This is a genomic window from Leuconostoc kimchii IMSNU 11154 (assembly GCF_000092505.1).
GTDB classification, from domain to species: domain Bacteria; phylum Bacillota; class Bacilli; order Lactobacillales; family Lactobacillaceae; genus Leuconostoc; species Leuconostoc kimchii.
In genome coordinates this window covers 214,242-232,619 of sequence record NC_014136.1, presented here as the reverse complement: position 1 = coordinate 232,619, position 18,378 = coordinate 214,242, and the positions used below count along the sequence as shown (strand labels likewise).

General features: G+C 38.9%; 19 protein-coding genes. 17 read left to right on the top strand and 2 right to left on the bottom strand.

Going from position 1 to position 18,378, the window contains the following annotated elements; translation table 11 throughout:
- The first annotated feature begins 33 nt into the window (after nt 1-33).
- The 8 genes from lepB (at nt 34) to pyrE (ending at nt 9,630) form a co-directional block, all read left to right on the top strand.
- Entirely contained in the window at nt 34-666 is a 633-nt protein-coding gene (gene lepB, locus LKI_RS01660) for a signal peptidase I (RefSeq protein ID WP_013102396.1), read from the top strand.
- A 175-nt stretch (nt 667-841) separates the two neighbouring features.
- Nucleotides 842-1,753, top strand: coding sequence for an aspartate carbamoyltransferase catalytic subunit (locus tag LKI_RS01655; protein ID WP_013102395.1), 912 nt, complete (start codon nt 842-844; stop codon nt 1,751-1,753).
- Nucleotides 1,740-3,005 (top strand): dihydroorotase, encoded by a 1,266-nt coding sequence (locus tag LKI_RS01650; RefSeq protein WP_013102394.1) that lies wholly within the window; start codon nt 1,740-1,742, stop codon nt 3,003-3,005. The genes LKI_RS01655 and LKI_RS01650 overlap by 14 nt, the downstream gene beginning before the upstream one ends.
- 36 nt (nt 3,006-3,041) lie before the next feature.
- Nucleotides 3,042-4,130, top strand: coding sequence for a carbamoyl phosphate synthase small subunit (locus LKI_RS01645; RefSeq protein ID WP_013102393.1), 1,089 nt, complete (start codon nt 3,042-3,044; stop codon nt 4,128-4,130).
- On the top strand, nt 4,123-7,302 hold the full coding sequence (gene carB, locus LKI_RS01640) for a carbamoyl-phosphate synthase large subunit (protein ID WP_013102392.1): 3,180 nt from the start codon (nt 4,123-4,125) through the stop codon (nt 7,300-7,302). Before LKI_RS01645 ends, carB begins: the two co-directional genes overlap by 8 nt.
- Before the next feature lie 47 nt (nt 7,303-7,349).
- On the top strand, nt 7,350-8,270 hold the full coding sequence (locus tag LKI_RS01635) for a dihydroorotate dehydrogenase (RefSeq protein ID WP_013102391.1): 921 nt from the start codon (nt 7,350-7,352) through the stop codon (nt 8,268-8,270).
- Nucleotides 8,271-8,310: 40 nt separating this feature from the next.
- Nucleotides 8,311-9,003 carry an orotidine-5'-phosphate decarboxylase gene (gene pyrF / locus LKI_RS01630; protein WP_013102390.1) on the top strand — a complete coding sequence of 231 codons (693 nt, stop codon included), beginning with the start codon at nt 8,311-8,313 and terminating at the stop codon, nt 9,001-9,003.
- Complete coding sequence (pyrE, locus tag LKI_RS01625; RefSeq protein ID WP_013102389.1) at nt 9,004-9,630, top strand: orotate phosphoribosyltransferase; 627 nt, start codon at nt 9,004-9,006, stop codon at nt 9,628-9,630.
- A 47-nt stretch (nt 9,631-9,677) separates the two neighbouring features.
- Here pyrE and lexA read toward each other — a convergent pair whose 3' ends face one another.
- Nucleotides 9,678-10,319, bottom strand: a complete 642-nt coding sequence (gene lexA, locus LKI_RS01620; protein WP_013102388.1) for a transcriptional repressor LexA — start codon at nt 10,317-10,319, stop codon at nt 9,678-9,680.
- A gap of 281 nt (nt 10,320-10,600) precedes the next feature.
- On the opposite strand from lexA, the gene LKI_RS01615 reads away from it, so the two are divergent.
- Entirely contained in the window at nt 10,601-10,840 is a 240-nt protein-coding gene (locus tag LKI_RS01615; RefSeq protein ID WP_013102387.1) for a YneF family protein, read from the top strand.
- Between the two features lie 10 nt (nt 10,841-10,850).
- On the opposite strand, the gene LKI_RS01610 is transcribed toward LKI_RS01615, so the two are convergent.
- Nucleotides 10,851-11,486 carry a lysophospholipid acyltransferase family protein gene (locus LKI_RS01610; protein WP_013102386.1) on the bottom strand — a complete coding sequence of 212 codons (636 nt, stop codon included), beginning with the start codon at nt 11,484-11,486 and terminating at the stop codon, nt 10,851-10,853.
- A 59-nt stretch (nt 11,487-11,545) separates the two neighbouring features.
- Between LKI_RS01610 and LKI_RS01605 the strand changes: the two genes are divergently transcribed.
- From LKI_RS01605 to glyQ, 8 genes are all read left to right on the top strand, one after another.
- Nucleotides 11,546-12,307 (top strand): tRNA1(Val) (adenine(37)-N6)-methyltransferase, encoded by a 762-nt coding sequence (locus LKI_RS01605; RefSeq protein ID WP_013102385.1) that lies wholly within the window; start codon nt 11,546-11,548, stop codon nt 12,305-12,307.
- Nucleotides 12,307-12,585 (top strand): GIY-YIG nuclease family protein, encoded by a 279-nt coding sequence (locus LKI_RS01600; protein WP_013102384.1) that lies wholly within the window; start codon nt 12,307-12,309, stop codon nt 12,583-12,585. Before LKI_RS01605 ends, LKI_RS01600 begins: the two co-directional genes overlap by 1 nt.
- Before the next feature lie 148 nt (nt 12,586-12,733).
- Nucleotides 12,734-13,510 (top strand): 30S ribosomal protein S2, encoded by a 777-nt coding sequence (gene rpsB, locus LKI_RS01595; protein ID WP_013102383.1) that lies wholly within the window; start codon nt 12,734-12,736, stop codon nt 13,508-13,510.
- A 124-nt stretch (nt 13,511-13,634) separates the two neighbouring features.
- Nucleotides 13,635-14,510: a translation elongation factor Ts gene (tsf, locus tag LKI_RS01590; RefSeq protein ID WP_013102382.1), complete on the top strand. Its 876-nt coding sequence runs from the start codon at nt 13,635-13,637 to the stop codon at nt 14,508-14,510.
- 88 nt (nt 14,511-14,598) lie between these two features.
- Nucleotides 14,599-15,324: a UMP kinase gene (gene pyrH, locus LKI_RS01585; protein WP_013102381.1), complete on the top strand. Its 726-nt coding sequence runs from the start codon at nt 14,599-14,601 to the stop codon at nt 15,322-15,324.
- On the top strand, nt 15,324-15,869 hold the full coding sequence (gene frr, locus LKI_RS01580; RefSeq protein WP_013102380.1) for a ribosome recycling factor: 546 nt from the start codon (nt 15,324-15,326) through the stop codon (nt 15,867-15,869). Before pyrH ends, frr begins: the two co-directional genes overlap by 1 nt.
- 97 nt (nt 15,870-15,966) lie before the next feature.
- On the top strand, nt 15,967-17,106 hold the full coding sequence (locus LKI_RS01575) for a DUF805 domain-containing protein (RefSeq protein WP_013102379.1): 1,140 nt from the start codon (nt 15,967-15,969) through the stop codon (nt 17,104-17,106).
- 327 nt (nt 17,107-17,433) lie between these two features.
- Nucleotides 17,434-18,378, top strand: a complete 945-nt coding sequence (glyQ, locus tag LKI_RS01565) for a glycine--tRNA ligase subunit alpha (RefSeq protein WP_013102377.1) — start codon at nt 17,434-17,436, stop codon at nt 18,376-18,378.

Sequence of the window (18,378 nt, the reverse complement as noted above, 5' to 3'; positions counted from 1 at the left end):
TGATCGTTTTGTACATAAAAAGAGAGAATGATTATGCAAAATAAATTTGTTATATTCTTAAAAGAGTGGGTATTACCTGTTCTGGTAGCTTTTGTTGTCATGTTATTAGTTCGCACTTTTCTATTTGCGTTTGTACGTGTTAACGGGCCATCAATGATGCCCAATCTACAAAACAACGAGTTAGTTTTATTGGATAAAATAACAAAGTATCAACGCGGTGATGTTATTGTATTTGACGCACGACACGAGGATCCTCAGGTTAAACCGGGTGAGAAAGATTATGTTAAACGTATTATTGGCAAACCTGGCGATACAGTATCGTATAAAAATTCTAATCTCTATGTTAATGGGCGTGTGATTAACCAAAATTACATTGATATCAATGAGCGAACATTGGGAACTGAAATGTCCTTTGGTAATCAGTGGACATTGAAAACCTTGTCATCTGCAGATACATGGCAAAAACAAGATCGTAATCAAGAAAAAGTACCTGCAGGTAAATATTTTGTGATGGGGGATCATCGTTCAGTTTCTAATGATGGTCGTTACTTTGGTTTTGTTGATGCAAAACATATTTCTGGAAAAGTCATTGTACCGTTTTGGAACTCAGATAAAACTGCTAAAAAAAATATTAATCAACAGCGTAAAGTTTTTTTTGACAATTAAATTTGCATAAATTTTTTAAAAATGATAACATAATAAGAACGATAAGACCTTTAATTGAGTCCAGAGAGACTTGCAAGGCTTTTAGACGACACGGGAAGACTCTATACTTTTTCTCAAATATCTAAAACCACGTAAGCTACTGGCTTACGTGGTTTTTTGTATAAAAAGGAGATTTATGCGACATTTTTTGAATATAAATGCAATAGATGAACGTGATGTGCTAAACTTAGTGAAACGCGCATTAGAGTTTAAGTCAGGCATAAAGCCTAATAAGACAACTTTAACCGTTAGTAATTTATTTTTTGAAAATTCTACGCGTACGCATAGTAGTTTCCAAATGGCAGAAAATAAATTAGGCTTTCAGCAAATAAGTGTTGATCCACAACATAGCTCGATGTCAAAAGGGGAGAGTTTGGTAGATACTTTAAAAACGTTGAAGGCCATTGGTGTTGATGTTGCTGTGATTAGGCATCAGATGAATAACTGGTACGATTATGTTTTAAACGTAGGTGGTCATAAAATACCACAGCTAATTAATGCAGGTGATGGCAGTGGACAACATCCATCGCAAAGTTTACTCGATCTAGTCACAATTTATGAACAATTTGGTCATTTTGATGGGCTACATATTCGAATTATTGGTGACCTCATGCATTCACGAGTAGCACGTTCAAATGCTGAGGTGTTGCAGAGTTTAGGCGTGCACGTGACGTTTTCTGGACCTGAAAGTTGGTATGTTCCAGATCTTGCACAATTCGGTGACTTTGTGCCGATTGATCAGGACTGGCCTAAACTTGATGTCGTGATGTTCTTAAGGGTGCAACATGAACGCATTACACAAACAGAAAATCAAAGTTTTTCAACCCAAAAATACCATAATCAGTTTGGGTTAAACTTGCTGCGGTACGGTAAATTGAAAACAAATGCGATTGTGATGCACCCTGCACCGGTTAACCGAGATGTTGAAATTGCTGATGAACTAGTTGAAGCACCTAAATCTCGAATTTTTGAACAGATGACTAATGGCGTATTTGCAAGAATGGCCATGTTGGAATATATAATGGAGGTGGATGATGCAACTGATTAAAAATGTAAAAATTTTAAAAAATCATGAGCTTGTGACACGTGATGTATTAATCGATAACAAGATGATAGTTCAAGTCGCTGAGAATATTGAATTATCTGGTGATGTTTTTGATGCCAAGGGTGCTTTTTTATCAGCGGGTCTTGTTGATGTTCATGTACATTTTCGTGAACCAGGCTTTGATTATAAGGAAACAATTGCAAGTGGTTCAAAAGCAGCAGCAAATGGTGGCTTTACGACAGTGATAGCCATGCCTAATTTAAATCCTGTGCCTGATACACCTGAACGTGTTTCTGAACAAGTGGCGTTAAACAAACGTCACGGGGTAATCCACATTGAACAATACGGTGCGGTGTCACCTGACTTAGTATCACATCAGGTGTCTGATATGGTTGGTATGGCATCAGCTGGTGCGGCGGCATTTAGTAATGATGGTAAAGGTGTCCAAACTGCTGATACGATGTTGCAAGCGATGCTGCTGGCTGCTCGTGCTGACAGACCCTTAGCTGCACATTTGGAGGACGAATCATTACTGCATAAAGGCGTCATCAATGCAGGTGATCAGGCTGACAAATTAGAGTTGCCAGGCATTACTGGCTTAGCAGAAAGTTCACAATTAGCCAGGGACTTGGTATTAGCTAAAGCAACTGGTGTTCATTATCATGTTGCACATATTTCGACGAAAACGTCAGTTGCATTAGTTAGAATGGCTAAATTAGAAGGTGTTCACGTCACGGCAGAGGTTTCACCGCACCATTTGTTACTTTCTGACACAGATATTCATGAGGATAATGCCCAGTTTAAAATGAATCCACCACTACGTGGACAAGTGGATAGGCAAGCGTTAATTGCCGGCCTATTAGATGGCACGATTGACATGATTGCAACCGATCATGCGCCGCATGGTACGTTGGAAAAAGCGCAGTCATTTAAAACCGCACCATTTGGCATTACGGGAATCGAAACGAGTTTTCAACTGCTCTATACACACTTGGTGAGATCCGGTGTGATGACGCTTGAAACTTTAATACAGCGTATGGTGGTTTCACCAGTACAAGCTTTTAAGCTTAAAGCAGCACCTACAAGTGTTCAAGTGGGTGAAACAGCAGATTTAGCACTATTTGATCTTGAAAATAGCTACCAAATTGAAACTAGTGACTTTCAATCAAAGGGAAAGAATTCACCTTTTGTTGGCTGGAATGTTTATGGTAAAACTATTGCAACGTGGGTTGACGGTCAAATTGTAACCCAATGAATTGTGTCGTATAAAAAATAACGAGGATAATGAGATATGAAAAAGCGTTACTTAATACTTGAAAATGGATCAGTTTATGAAGGAGAAGCCTTTGGTGCAGATGTGGATGTGATTGCCGAATTGGTTTTTAATACAGGTATGTCTGGTTATCAAGAATCAATTACTGATTTATCATATCGTGGCGAAATAATTGTCTTTACTTATCCTTTAATTGGTAATTATGGTATCAACCGTGATGACTTTGAAAGTTTAAGACCAGCTGCATCGGCTATTGTTGTTCATGAAATTGCCCGCCGGCCAAGCAATTGGCGTCAAACGATGAGCTTGGAGTCATGGGCAGAACGAACGAATATGCCAGGTATTACTGGTGTAGATACGCGAGCATTGACTAGAGAATTACGAGATCAGGGCGTGATGAAAGCCGCCTTGGTGAATGAAATAACTGAAGACGTGTTTGATAAAGTCAAAAATTTTGCCCCATCATCGTCAATGGTAGCTGAAGCAACAACGAAAACGCAATATCAGAATCCTACGGATGGCGTTTCAATTGCGTTAATTGATTTTGGATTAAAAAATTCAATTTTACGTTCTTTGGCCAAACGAGGTGTTAACGTGATGGTATTTCCAGCAAATGTTGATGCGCAGACAATTTTATCTGCTAATCCTGATGGCATTTTGTTATCAAATGGGCCAGGGAACCCCCAAGACGTAGCCTATGCTATTCCAACTATTCAAACCTTACAGGAACAGCTACCACTAATGGGTATTTGTTTAGGACATCAATTGTTTGCATTAGCGAATGGCGCTGAAACTTACAAAATGAAATTTGGACATCGTGGCTTTAACCATGCTGTACGTCATTTGTCACATGATCGGCTAGACTTTACGTCGCAAAATCACGGTTATGCTGTTAGCCGTGACAGTCTAGCAAAAACTGAATTAGTTGTGACACATGAAGAAATTAATGATTACACAGTTGAGGGGTTGCGATTGCAAGGTCATCATGCCTTCTCAGTGCAATTTCACCCAGATGCAGCGCCAGGTCCACATGATGCTGAATATTTATTCGATGATTTCTTAAACATGATTGCAGATGCAAAGAAGGAGACACCACAAAATGCCTAAACGCACTGACATAAAAAAAATACTGGTTATTGGCTCTGGTCCTATTGTCATCGGACAAGCCGCAGAGTTTGATTATTCTGGTACACAGGCTGCCTTAAGTTTAAAAGAGGAAGGGTACTATGTTATTTTAGTCAACTCTAATCCGGCAACCATCATGACAGATGCTGAAATTGCTGACAAAGTTTATATTGAACCGTTATCGATTGATTTTATTGAACGTATTTTACGCAAGGAACGCCCAGATGCTATTTTGCCTACGTTAGGTGGTCAAACTGGGTTAAATATGGCAAAGGATTTGTCTGAAGCAGGTATTTTGGATGACTTAAGCATTGAACTATTAGGTACCAAGTTATCAGCTATTGAAGAGGCAGAAGACCGTGAAGAATTTAAAGCATTAATGGAACGCTTGCATGAACCCATCCCTGAGTCCACTATTGCAACAACACTTGAAGAAGCATTGGATTTTGCTGATACGCATGGTTATCCAGTGATTGTGCGTCCGGCCTATACACTTGGTGGTACTGGTGGTGGTATTGCAAATAATCATGCTGAATTGAGTGACATTGCTGCAAATGGGTTAGACTTGTCTCCAGTGACACAGGTTTTAATTGAACGTTCTATTGCTGGTTATAAAGAAATTGAATTTGAAGTGATGCGAGATGCACATGATAATGCGCTAGTTGTTGCCTCGATGGAAAATTTTGATCCAGTCGGCATCCACACAGGTGATTCAATTGTTACTGCACCGGTGCAAACTTTGTCGGATCGTGAAGTACAAATGATGCGAGATGCGGCTTTGAAAATTATTCGTGCTCTGAAAATTGAAGGTGGCGTTAATATTCAAATGGCGCTAGATCCACATTCATATAAATATTATATTATTGAAGTTAATCCACGTGTATCACGTTCATCAGCACTTGCATCAAAGGCTACAGGTTATCCGATTGCAAAAATGGCAGCTAAAATTGGTGTGGGGTTGACGTTAGATGAAATTATTAATCCAGTTACTGGCACAACTAAGGCTGAATTTGAACCTGCTTTAGATTACGTTGTCTTTAAAATTCCGAGATGGCCATTTGACAAATTTGCCACAGCTGATCGCCATTTAGGTACGCAAATGAAGGCTACAGGCGAGGTAATGGCCATTGGGCGTAACATGGAAGAAGCCATGCTAAAGGCTGTACGGTCACTTGAAATTGGTGCAATAGGGTTAAATGATATTACCTTTGATGATTTGTCAGACGCCGCATTGCTAGATGCTTTAATGCCAGCTCGTGATGATCGTTTGTTTATGATTGCTGATTTATTACGCCGTGGTGTGACGATTGAAACAATTCATGAAAAAACATTGATTGACACATTTTTCTTAGATAAGGTATTACATGTTATTGAAATTGAGAATCAGTTGGCAAAACAAATTGGTGACTTAGATACCTTACTATATGCTAAAAAGAATGGTTTTGCTGATGAAACTATTGCAGGAATCTGGGACAAAACAGTTGCTGAAATTCGTCAATTACGCCAGCAAGAAAATATTTTGCCTGTTTACAAAATGGTAGATACTGTGGCGGCTGAGTTTGAATCACAAACACCATATTACTATGCAACGTATGAGCGTGAGAATGAGTCAGTTAAATCTGATAAGCAGTCGGTCATTGTACTAGGTTCTGGTCCAATTCGTATTGGGCAGGGGGTTGAATTTGATTATGCAACAGTTCACGCTGTTAAAGCAATTCAGCGCGCCGGCTATGAAGCAATCATTATGAATTCCAACCCAGAAACAGTTTCTACAGATTTTTCAGTATCTGACAAACTATATTTTGAACCACTGACACTTGAAGATGTTTTGAATGTTTATGATTTAGAACAACCAATTGGTATCGTCGTTCAGTTTGGTGGGCAAACGGCCATTAATTTGGCACAGCCATTACAAGATAACGGGGTACCTATTCTTGGTACGACAGTGGCAGATTTAAATCGTGCAGAAGATCGAGAAGCTTTTGATCAAGTCATCAAGCAACTGCAATTACCACAGCCAGTTGGTAAAACAGCGACAACAGTGGCAGACGCTTTGAGTGCAGCACAACTTATCGGATATCCTGTGTTAATCAGACCATCATATGTTCTAGGTGGCCGTGCAATGGAAATCGTGTCCTCAGATGAAGAGTTGCAGGATTATATGCAACGTGCTGTTAAGGTGTCTAATGATCATCCTGTATTGATTGATTCTTATTTAGTGGGACAAGAAGCTGAAGTGGATGTTTTATCGGATGGCGAAACTGCAGTGATTCCTGGTATTATGGAACATATTGAACGAGCTGGCGTCCATTCTGGCGATTCAATGTCTGTTTACCCACCACAATATTTATCACAAAAAGTACAAGACGAAATGTCACAAGCCGCAATCAATTTGGCTAAAGCAATGCACACAATTGGTTTAATGAATGTTCAATTTGTCATTCATGAGAATACAGCATACGTCATTGAAGTCAATCCTAGAGCCTCACGAACAGTGCCATTTATTTCTAAGGTGACACATTTACCATTAGCACAACTCGCAACACGAGTGATGCTAGGTGAAAAACTCGCAGATATGGGATTTGAAACAGGATTAATACCAGCTGATGATATGGTTCATGTTAAAGCACCAATATTCTCATTTACAAAACTGCCTCACGTTGACTCTCTGCTTGGCCCAGAAATGAAATCTACCGGCGAAGTGATGGGATCTGACACGACCTTACCAAAAGCATTATATAAGGCATTTATTGCTTCGAACATCAAAGTACCACAATATGGCAATGTTTTATTGACAGTAGCTGATGAAGATAAAGAAGAAGCTTTAGGTTTGGCAAAGCGTTTTAACGATTTGGGCTTTGCGCTGTTTGCAACGTCGGGTACTGGAGCATATCTTGAATCTCAGCACTTGCCAGTTGAAATATTGGATAAAATTTCTGAATCTGATAATAACTCAGTGGCAGCTTTGCGAGCTCAAAAATTACAAGTTGTGGTTAATACGACTCAAGCAGATGACCGTGCCGAATCAGATGGTCGATTAATCCGCAGTGCGGCAATTGAAAATGCCGTACCATTATTTACAGCATTGGATACCGTTAAAGCATTTGTCGATGTACTTGAAAGTCGTAGTTTTACTGTGAATGAAATGAAATGAAATATGTGCGTTGAAAATTTCTGCAATAAGTACCAATTAGGAGAATCATGACAATAAAGAATCGTTTATCCGTTGAATTACCTGGTTTAAACATGAAGAATCCCATAATGAATTCATCGGGTGCTGTGTACTTTGGTTTAGATGAAGGCTATGACATCGAAAAAACTGGTACACTGGTTACGAAAACAGTGACATGGGCTGAACGTTCAGGAAATCCACAACCCTGGACGGTTGAATTGCCCAGTGGCCTCCTGAATTCGGTTGGACTTGCTAATCCTGGCATCCATAATGTTTTAAAAGATTTTTTACCAGCTATCAAGGCAAAATATGGTAATGCCTTGCCGGTTATGGTGTCGATTGCCGGTGAGACGGTTGATGAGTATGTGGCGTTAGCACAATTATTAACCAACACCGCCTACCTGACTGCCATTGAAGTCAATTTATCATGTCCAAATGTTGATCGTGGTGGCATGGCATTTGGTGTGTCCGCTGAAGCTGCATCAGAAGTGATTACGTCTGTTAAAAAGGTGACGAATTTGCCAATTTATGCAAAATTATCACCCAATGTTACTGATATTAGACCAATTGCTAAAGCAGTAGAAGTTGCCGGTGCGAGCGGTATCGTACTGATTAATACAGTGACAGGTATGAGCTTTGATTTACAAAAACGCCAACCAAAATTAGCCCGCGGAACGGGTGGTCTGTCGGGTAAAGCTGTTCATCCGATTGCCGTACGTCTTGTTTACGAAGCAGCACAAACAGTTTCGATACCAATTATTGGTGTTGGAGGTATTGAAGCAGTGGATGATGCACTGGAATTTATGATGGCAGGCGCAAGTGCTGTGCAAGTTGGTGCAGCTTTAGCCTATAATACACATGTTATGTCAGACATCATTAAAGCACTGCCAGGTGCGTTAGATAATTATCATTTTGGTACTGTACAAGAAGTGACGCGTACGCTTAAATGAACATGACGATTTTTAAATTGTATGTTTAGGGAAGGAACTTATGATAGAGCCAGTATTTATCGCATTGGATTTTCCAGATGCAGCAGCAGCAAATACTTTTTTGTTACCATATCGCGATAGAATCGTTAAACCAGCCTTAAAGGTTGGCATGGAATTATTTTATGCTGAAGGTCCCAGTTTTATCAGGGAACTACGTGAACAAAAGTTTGATGTGTTTTTAGATTTAAAATTATATGATATTCCCACAACAGTTGGGCATGCAGTTGCCAGCTTAGCAAAATTAGATGTTCAGTACTTGACGGTGCATGCCGCAGGTGGCGAAAAGATGTTACGCGCGGCAGTAGCAAATAAAGGTGCGCATATGAAGCTACTTGCTGTAACGCAATTGACCTCATTTTCGGAAATGGACATGCAGGAAACACAGTTGACTAATGCTAGTATGTCAGAAAGTGTTATTCATTTGGCAAAGTTAGCCTACTATAGTGGTATAGATGGCACAATTAGTTCGCCGTTGGAAGCCAATCTGATTAAAAAAAATACAAGTGATTCGTTTTTGAGAATCACACCAGGTATTCGGTTGGCTGGTGATCAAGCTGACGACCAAGCACGTATTATGACACCAAAGGCAGCACATGAAAATGGTGCAACCGGTCTTGTTATTGGGCGGTCGATTACAAAAGCAGTTCAACCTATTGCAGTCTATGAACGTGTGTTAAAAGAATGGAGTAAGTAGATGACGAATTACGCAGAACAAGTAGCAGACGATTTGTTAGCCATAGGTGCGGTTAAATTTGCTCCAGATGAACCTTTCACTTGGGCTTCAGGAATTAAAAGTCCGATTTATACTGACAATCGCATGACTATTGGTGTACCAAAAGTGCGCCAAAATATTTTTAGAGGGCTGGCTGATCTGATTCAAAATGCGTACGGGGATGTTGACATCATTGGTGGTGTCGCGACAGCAGGAATTCCACATGCTGCTTGGGTTGCAGATATTTTGGATAAACCTATGATTTATGTTCGCTCAAAACCAAAAGATCACGGAGCAGGTCGACAGATAGAAGGGGCAACAGTTGCAGGGCAAAAAGTTGTGTTAATTGATGATTTGATTTCCACAGGTGGTTCAGTATTAGGGGCTGTTGAAGCCACACGTCAAGCAGGTGCTGAAGTGATTGGTGTCGTCTCAATTTTTTCATATGAGTTACCTGAAGGTGTCATTAATTTTAAACGGGCAAACCTCACGTTTAAATCGCTGACAACTTATTCGCAATTAATGGCTGCAGCAATTAAACGTGGTGAACTAAATGAGTCACAAATAACAACGCTAAAACAGTGGCAACTTAATCCTAAGCAGTGGTAAGTGTAAGCACAAAAAAACTCGGATAATTTATCCGAGTTTTTTGTGTCTTAATAAATAGCATCACGATAGAGACCAATAACTTTTCCTAAAATAGATACACGTCGCAAAATGATGGGAGACATGGCGTCATTTTCCGGTTGGAGACGGAAGTGGTCTGCTTCCCTGAAAAATCTTTTGACAGTGGCTTCATTGTCATCGTTCATTGCCACAACGACATCACCATTATCAGCATTATCTTGTTTACGAACAATAACCTTATCACCATCTAATATACCAATGTTGACCATGGAATTGCCACGAACATTTAACATGAACATATCACCATCAAATTGCATTAAATTATCAGGGATAGGGAAGAATTCAGTTGCCTCTTCTTCAACAGCTAAAATAGGTGTTCCAGCTGTTACAAGTCCAAGAACTGGGATGCGACCTGGGGTTGTTGAAACACCCAAAGCTTCGAGACCTGAATCAGTGACTTCAATCGCACGAGCGCGAGGCTTTGAGGCGTCTTTTAAAAGATAACCCTTCTTAACCAAACGTTCAATGTGACCATGAATGGTCGATGACGATGACAAGCCAACTGCCTCACCAACTTCACGAACTGTAGGTGGGTAACCGTTTGTTATTTGTGCTTCATGGATAAAACGGAGCACTTGAAGTTGTTTACTTTCTTGAATTTGAATTGCCATATGGGGTTTTAGTCCTTAATTCTACTCGATTTAATATATTATTATTATAACGAACAATCTCTAACAAATCAAACATTTGTTCGTTTCTTTGTATTTTGGTAATAAATTTATTGCGAAAATTTACTATTTCTTTAAAATTAAGCTGATTTTAAAAAAATGTGTGGATAAAATGCATATATGCTAATTGTTCTTACTTTAAATAAAAAAACAGCATATTTCTGATATTATCGTCTTGTGGTTTATGCTATAATTAGTTTTAGAAATTTAGTAAGGGGAATACTATGAATATAGGTATTGGACTTGTCATATTGATTGCAGTGTTAGCCTTGGTTATCGGATTGGCAGCTGGTTTTTTCTTAGCGCGTAACTCAATGAAAAGTTATTTAGCAAAGAATCCACCAATTTCAGAAGAAATGATGAAATCGATGATGATGTCAATGGGACAAAAGCCATCACAGAAAAAGTTGAATCAAATGATGGCTCAAATGAAGCAACAAAGCGAACAAGCGCAAAAAAAATAAGCCAATTGGCTTATTTTTTTTCGCGTTTGGGATCCAGGTATACCCAATCAGGGTTCACTTCGTGATCGAGATTATCAAATGCTTCTTGAATCAACTCAGTATATTTAGCGATGTTTTCTTTGTTCAATCTGTCTTTGCGATCAATGATAATTGGTTCACCAAAATTAATCACTGTGTTGTTCCTTTTAAATAACTGACCGAATGAGACGGGCCCTTGGTAAACTGTAGGAACAAGGGCTTTGCCCGCCATTTTGGCAATCAAGAGGGAACCGGATTTTAATTCATCGCTATGTCGAGAACCTGATGGAAACATAATTAATGAACGATTACCCTTTTTGAGTTCATTGACTGGAACTTTAATAACACTCGGTCCGACGTTTTCTCGGTCAACAGGAAACGCACCAGCAGATCTTATTAACCAAGCCAATGGTGGAAATTTGAATAATTCAACTTTGGCCATAAAAATAAAGTGTTTTGGGTAGGCTGCAATGGCATACCAAATAGGATCCCACCAGGTCCGATGGGGGCCGACAAGAATATAATTTTCATTAACAGGGATACGATCACGATTCATGTACTTGATACGTCCGTTGATAACCCATATAATACTTACAGCTATACCACGCAGAAAATCATAAAATTTCATTATTATTCACCTCATAAACTATCTTCATTAATTTTACACGATAAAGCGAGAAAAAAACAATGACTGAAGTAATTCTTAAAGAAGGAGAGCGTATTGATGGCTTACCTTCGCAAAATGTTCATATTATCCAAAATCCCGATATGTTTTCTTACTCCTTAGATGCCATATTATTAGCCCACTTTGCTGGGGTAAAAGGTAAAGGTGCTGGGTTAACGGTTGATTTAGGTGCTGGCACAGGTGCCGTTGGTCTTTTTTATTCACCAAAGGTCATCGGCAAAATTAAGCTAGTTGAGATTCAGCCTGAATTAGCTGAAATGGCACAACGCAGCATTGAAATGAATGGTTTGCAAAAACGTGTTAGTGTCCTGTTATCTGATATGAAAGATATTTTTAATGATATTCAACCTGGATCAGTGGAAACTGTTTTATCAAATCCACCATACTTCCCACTTAATGAAATGACAAAGACTAATCATGATACGCACTATGAACTTGCACGGCACGAATTAACAATTGATTTGCCTGGTTTAGCTCAAGTTGCCAATAAGTTATTAAAAAATAATGGTAAATTTTATATGGTTCATCGGCCAGACCGGCTGACGGATGTTTTTTCCGCATTTGAGCAACGAAAATTGCGGATTAAGCGTATGCAATTTGTTTATGGCAAAAGCGATCGTGAGGCAAATATGGTTCTTGTTGAGGCTATTAAAGCAGGTCGCCCAGGAGGGGTGCGCATTATGCCGCCAATTATTGCTTATACGCCAGAAAATAATTATACTTCGCAAGTAGAAGAGATATTATATGGTCAAGCGTGGTCATGATGAAGCTATATTACTTTTATGTCTTATATACTGCAGATGGTTACTTTTATGGTGGTTTCACTGATAATGTTCAGCGCCGATTTAAAACCCATGAATCGGGTAAAGGGGCAAAATTCACACGCGTTAAATCAAGACATCCTTTAAAACTAATCTATGAAGAATCATTTGAAACTAAACATGATGCATTACATGCAGAAGCTGCTTTCAAAAAACTGACCAGAAAACAGAAAGAATTATTCTTAACTGAACATCATCTTGATTCCAGTATTTGGCAATAACAGCTTGTAATTCTACACAAAATAACGTATACTGTTAAGTGTTGTGATTTACAACAAATACACACGGCAAACAAGTTCATATAGGTGCAGAAATGTCAGTATGAACGTCGAATTTGTCGGCGGAAAAAAACCTAGGAGACTATATATTATGGCAGTTATTTCAATGAAAGAACTCCTCGAAGCAGGTGTTCACTTTGGTCACCAAACACGTCGTTGGGACCCAAAAATGGATGAATATATCTTTACAGAACGTAATGGTATCCATATCATCGATTTACAAAAAACAGTTAAGTTAGTTGATGAAGCTTATAACTTTATTCGTAATGCATCAACTGATGATGCTAACTTTTTGTTTGTTGGTACAAAGAAACAAGCCTCAGACGCGATTGCTGAAGAAGCAACGCGCGCCGGTCAATACTTTATCAATCATCGTTGGTTGGGTGGTACTTTAACAAATTGGAATACAATCAAGACACGTATCCAACGTTTGAAGGACTTGGAAACAATGGCCGAAGACGGTACATTTGAACAATTGCCTAAAAAAGAAGTTGTTTTGTTAAACAAGCAACGTGAAAAGTTGAATAAATTCTTGGGTGGTATCAAGGATATGCCTGGTTTGCCAGACGTATTGTTTGTTGTTGACCCTAAGAAGGAAGAAATTGCCGTTAAGGAAGCAAATATGTTGAACATTCCAGTTGTGGCAATGATTGACACAAACGCTAACCCTGAAGTGGTTGACGTTAAAATTCCTGCTAACGATGATGCTATTCGTGCTGTTCGTTTGATTACTGCTAAGATGGCTGATGCGATTATCGAAGGTCGTCAAGGTCAAGATTCAGCACCTGAAGATGCTTTTGTTGCGGGTGACGAAAATACAGAATCAATCGAAGAAATCACTAACATTGTCGAAGAAGGCAATAACTAATATTTTAATGACAAATGCCGTTCCTGCGGACCTGTTTGGGACGCAGAGTGGCATTTTTATTTGTCCGGAACATATAAAAAGCATGTTATAATAAAATCATAAATTATTTTAGAGGAGCAATATAATGGCAATTACTGCTGCACAAGTAAAAGAACTACGTGATAAGACGTCTGTTGGTATGATGGATGCTAAGAAGGCTTTAGTAGAATCTGACGGTGACTTAGATAAAGCAATTGATTTGCTTCGCGAAAAAGGTATGGCTAAGGCTGCTAAGAAGGGCGACCGTGTCGCTGCTGAAGGCATGACTTATGTTGCCGTTAGCGGTAATAAAGCTGCTATCATTGAATTAAATTCAGAAACTGACTTTGTTGCTGGAAATGCTGAATTTAATGATTTGTTAAAGGCTGTAGCCAACACAATTGTTGAATTTTCACCAAAAGATGTTGAAGCTGCTTTGGCACTTGAAGTTGAAGCTGGGCAGACATTGAATGACAAAATTATTGGCACAACACAAATTACTGGTGAAAAGATTACGCTACGTCGCTTCACAGTTGTTGAAAAGTCTGATACTGAAAATTTTGGTGCTTACTCACATTTAGCTGGCTCAATTTCATCACTAGTTGTTGTTGATGGTGCGTCATCAGAAGCAGCCCGCGATATTGCAATGCACGTTGCGGCGATCGCTCCTAAGTACGTTTCGGACGACGAAGTACCGGCTGAAGTTGTTGAAAAAGAAAAGTCAGTTCAACTGGCTTCTGAAGATTTGGCGGGTAAGCCTGATAACATCAAAGAAAAGATGGTTGAAGGACGTATCAAGAAATTCTTGGCTGAAATTTCATTGTTAGATCAAGCTTTTGTCAAGAATGGTGATCAAACAGTTGCGCAGTTTATTGCTTCACAAAATGGTACAGTAAAGTCATTTGTACGTTATCAAGTTGGTGATGGTATTGAAAAGAAAGTGACTGATTTGGCTGAAGAAGTTGCCAAGCAACTCGGCTAATAAATAAAAAGTGTGTTATATCATAATAACGCACTTTTTTTGTGGGACATTTTTGGTATAATTGACTAAGTAGAAAATGAGGTAAATCATGACTGATATGAAGTATAAACGTGTTTTGATGAAACTTTCTGGTGAGGCATTGGCTGGAGAGAAAGGTCAAGGAATTAATCTTGATACAGTTTCTGAAATTGCGCAAGATTTAAAAGAAGTACATGACCTAGGAACACAAATTGCAATTGTTGTTGGTGGTGGTAATTTATGGCGTGGTGAACCTGCTGCACAAGTTGGCATGGAAAGGTCACGTGCTGATTATACTGGCATGCTTGGCACGACGATGAATGCACTAGTGTTGCAAGATGCATTAGAACGTGCGGGTGTAGATACACGTGTTCAAACTGCCATTACGATGCAGCAAATTGCAGAACCCTACATTCGTGGACGCGCGATAAGACACCTCGAAAAGGGACGCATAGTGATTTTTGCAGCAGGTACAGGATCACCTTATTTCTCAACAGATACTACAGCGGCATTACGTGCAAACGAAATTAATGCTGATGCGATTTTGATGGGTAAAAATGGGGTTGATGGTATCTATGATTCTGATCCAAATAAGAATGCGAATGCTGTTAAGTTTTCAGAATTAACACATTTGGATATTTTGAAACGTGGATTGAAAGTAATGGATTCAACAGCAAGTTCATTGTCAATGGATAATAACATGCCACTTGTCGTGTTTAATCTAAACACACCGGGCAACTTGAAAAGAGTTGTATTAGGTGAAAATATTGGTACAACAGTTACAGGAGGAAAATAATGTCTTTTAATTTAACAGATGCCAAGGCGCGTATGCAAGGTGCCCAAGATGCTTTACAACGTGAACTTGGTAGTATTCGTACAGGGCGCGCGAATCCACATATTTTAGATCGTATAGAAGTTGAATACTACGGTGCTATGACGCCACTTAATCAAGTTGCTTCAATTTCTGTTCCCGAAGCACGCATTTTGATGATTACGCCATTTGACAAGACCGTATTAGAAGAAATTATTCGTGCAATTAATATATCGGACTTAGGATTAAACCCAGCTTCGGATGGTAACATTGTTCGATTGGCAATTCCTCAAATGACTGAAGAAGGTCGTAAGGATTTGGTCAAACAAGTGAAGGCAGAAGCTGAAAAAGCAAAAGTTTCTGTTCGTAATGTCCGCCGTGATGCGATGGATTCTGTCAAAAAAGATAAAGAATTACCTGAAGACGATGCACGTCATGCGGAAGATGATGTGCAAAAGCTTACTGATGAAAATATCAAAGCCATTGATACGATTGCTTCTGATAAAGAGAAAGAGTTATTGACGATATAAGGTATAAGGCTGATTGAGGCCTAACGAATATTATTTGATATAAGCTATAATATTAACTTGACGCTGAGTCGAGTTTTTTATTTGGGGGTTGTTTATTTTGAGAAGATATTTAAGGTATTGGCAAGAAGCCTTTAATTTTAATGGTGGGACTTACCGCTTAGATTTTTGGTTTGTCCAAACTATCAATAATTTTATTTTGGCAATGCTAACTTTCGTTGTGGGAAGTATTTTCAACGAATGGGTATTGCTAAGTCGATTATCTTCAATATTGAATGTGTTAATTTTTGTACCAAATTTATCACTATTTATTCGTCGGTTACGGGATACAGGATTGTCACAACAAGCTATTTCTATTGTGCTACTCAGTCCGGTTTTAATTGGCGTGATTATTAGCTTTTTCAGTGCCATTGGTTTGTTAATTTTGGTACCTTTACTGTTACTGATATATATTGGTAGCTTGATTTTCTTGTTAGCCCGGCGTTCAGCATATTGGACGCCGGTTCTAAAGATAAATCAAAAGATTAGTTTTATAGCCTTTTTTGTTGTGATGGTATCTGCAATAATCAGTTTAAATACTATGGTATTGGCTCAACAAATGACCACAATTAATACGTTATTGCAAAAGATACAAAAGCAAAGAACAAATACAGTGGTGAGCATTACTAAAACATCTTCAAACCAATCAGAAGTTATCGACTCAATTTTATCTTCTGCTGTATCGAATAATCCAGTGCCAAGCCAATCAAAAACCAAATCGACGTCATCCAAAATACCTGAGATTCAGGTGAAAGCATTGCCCGATGACTCGACTACGGTAAACTATCGACAGTTACCAGAAATGTTGTTAGGAGATGATGACTTTGGATTTTTTAAAGTACAAGGCAATTGGCAACAGGATAGCACATCACTTCAATGGTCACTTGACACACCAAATCAGAATGCGACAATCATGACGAGTACAAGAGGTCAAGGATTTGGCGTGGATGCGTCTAGCTTTCCGTTTGAAAAGATATTAGGACAGAGTCATTTTAAGTTAAAGCAACAAGGTGAAATTGACGTCTGGCGTATTGATGGCACATACCAGGTACCGACAACTGGTGAAAGAACAGAAATGAGTTATTTAGAATGGTATATGCCCGATGGACATATTCGAGTGATGTATGTGTTTTCTGATTCTAAGCCGCTATTAAATTTAATCATTAATTCATTATCGAACACTTACCAGTCAACTGTTTGAATTTTTGAAAGACTTGACGTTTTAATTAATGACGTGCATAATAAGTATATTAAGTTTACTGACTATGAGATCATGTGGCGATGATGGAGTTTGTAAACAGTCGAGTGTCGAGAAAACTTTCTCGGAAATCAGGTGGAACCGCGCGCAAGCGTCCTGATGTCATGTATTTTGGCATTGGTGACTGTGGACGCGCGGTTTTTTGTCGGAAAGGAATATTCAAAAAATATATTTATGGCCTACTAATTCGTTTGATATTAAGTAGGATCGATTATAAAAAATACCAACCTGTGGTTGGTAATAAATTTTAAAAATAGTAAGGAAATAAAAATGACAGAACATAAATTATCATTACAGGATATTATTTTAACATTACAACAATACTGGGCTAAACAAGGCGCTAATCTGATGCAAGCCTATGACAATGAAGTTGGTGCTGGAACACAATCACCGTATACTTTTTTACGTGCCAATGGACCAGAGCCTTGGAATGCAGCTTACGTGCAACCTTCACGTCGACCCGCTGATGGTCGCTATGGGGATAATCCTAATCGACTTTTTCAACATCACCAATTTCAAGTTGTTATGAAACCCTCACCCGCGAACATTCAAGAACTGTATCTTGGATCGTTAGAGGCACTGGGTATTAAACCACTTGAACATGACATTCGTTTTGTCGAGGATAATTGGGAAAACCCCTCAATGGGTGCTGCTGGTATTGGTTGGGAAGTTTGGTTGGATGGCATGGAAGTCACACAATTTACGTATTTTCAACAAGTTGGTGGGATTGAAGTCGATTCGGTGACAGCAGAAGTCACTTATGGTTTAGAACGCTTAGCTTCATACATCCAAGATGTGCCAACTGTCTACGATTTGGAGTGGGGTAATGGTGTTCTTTATGGTGATATTTTCAAAGAACCAGAATATGAACATTCAAAATATGCCTTTGAAGAATCGAACCAAACAGTATTGCTCAGACATTTTGATGAGTTCGAAGCAGAAGCAACACATCTATTAGAATTAGGCTTAGTACACCCAGCATACGATTATATTTTAAAATCATCACATACATTTAATTTATTAGATGCGCGCGGAACAGTTTCTGTCACAGAGCGTGCAGGTTACTTGCATAGAATCAGAACAATGGCACGCCGTGTATCAAAAGTATTTATCCAAGCTCGTGCGGATCTGGGGTTTCCGTTACTTAAAGACATTGAACTACGGGATAAGTATTTGGGAGAAAATGGTAAGTATGCAAAGCAGGAAGGAAAATAA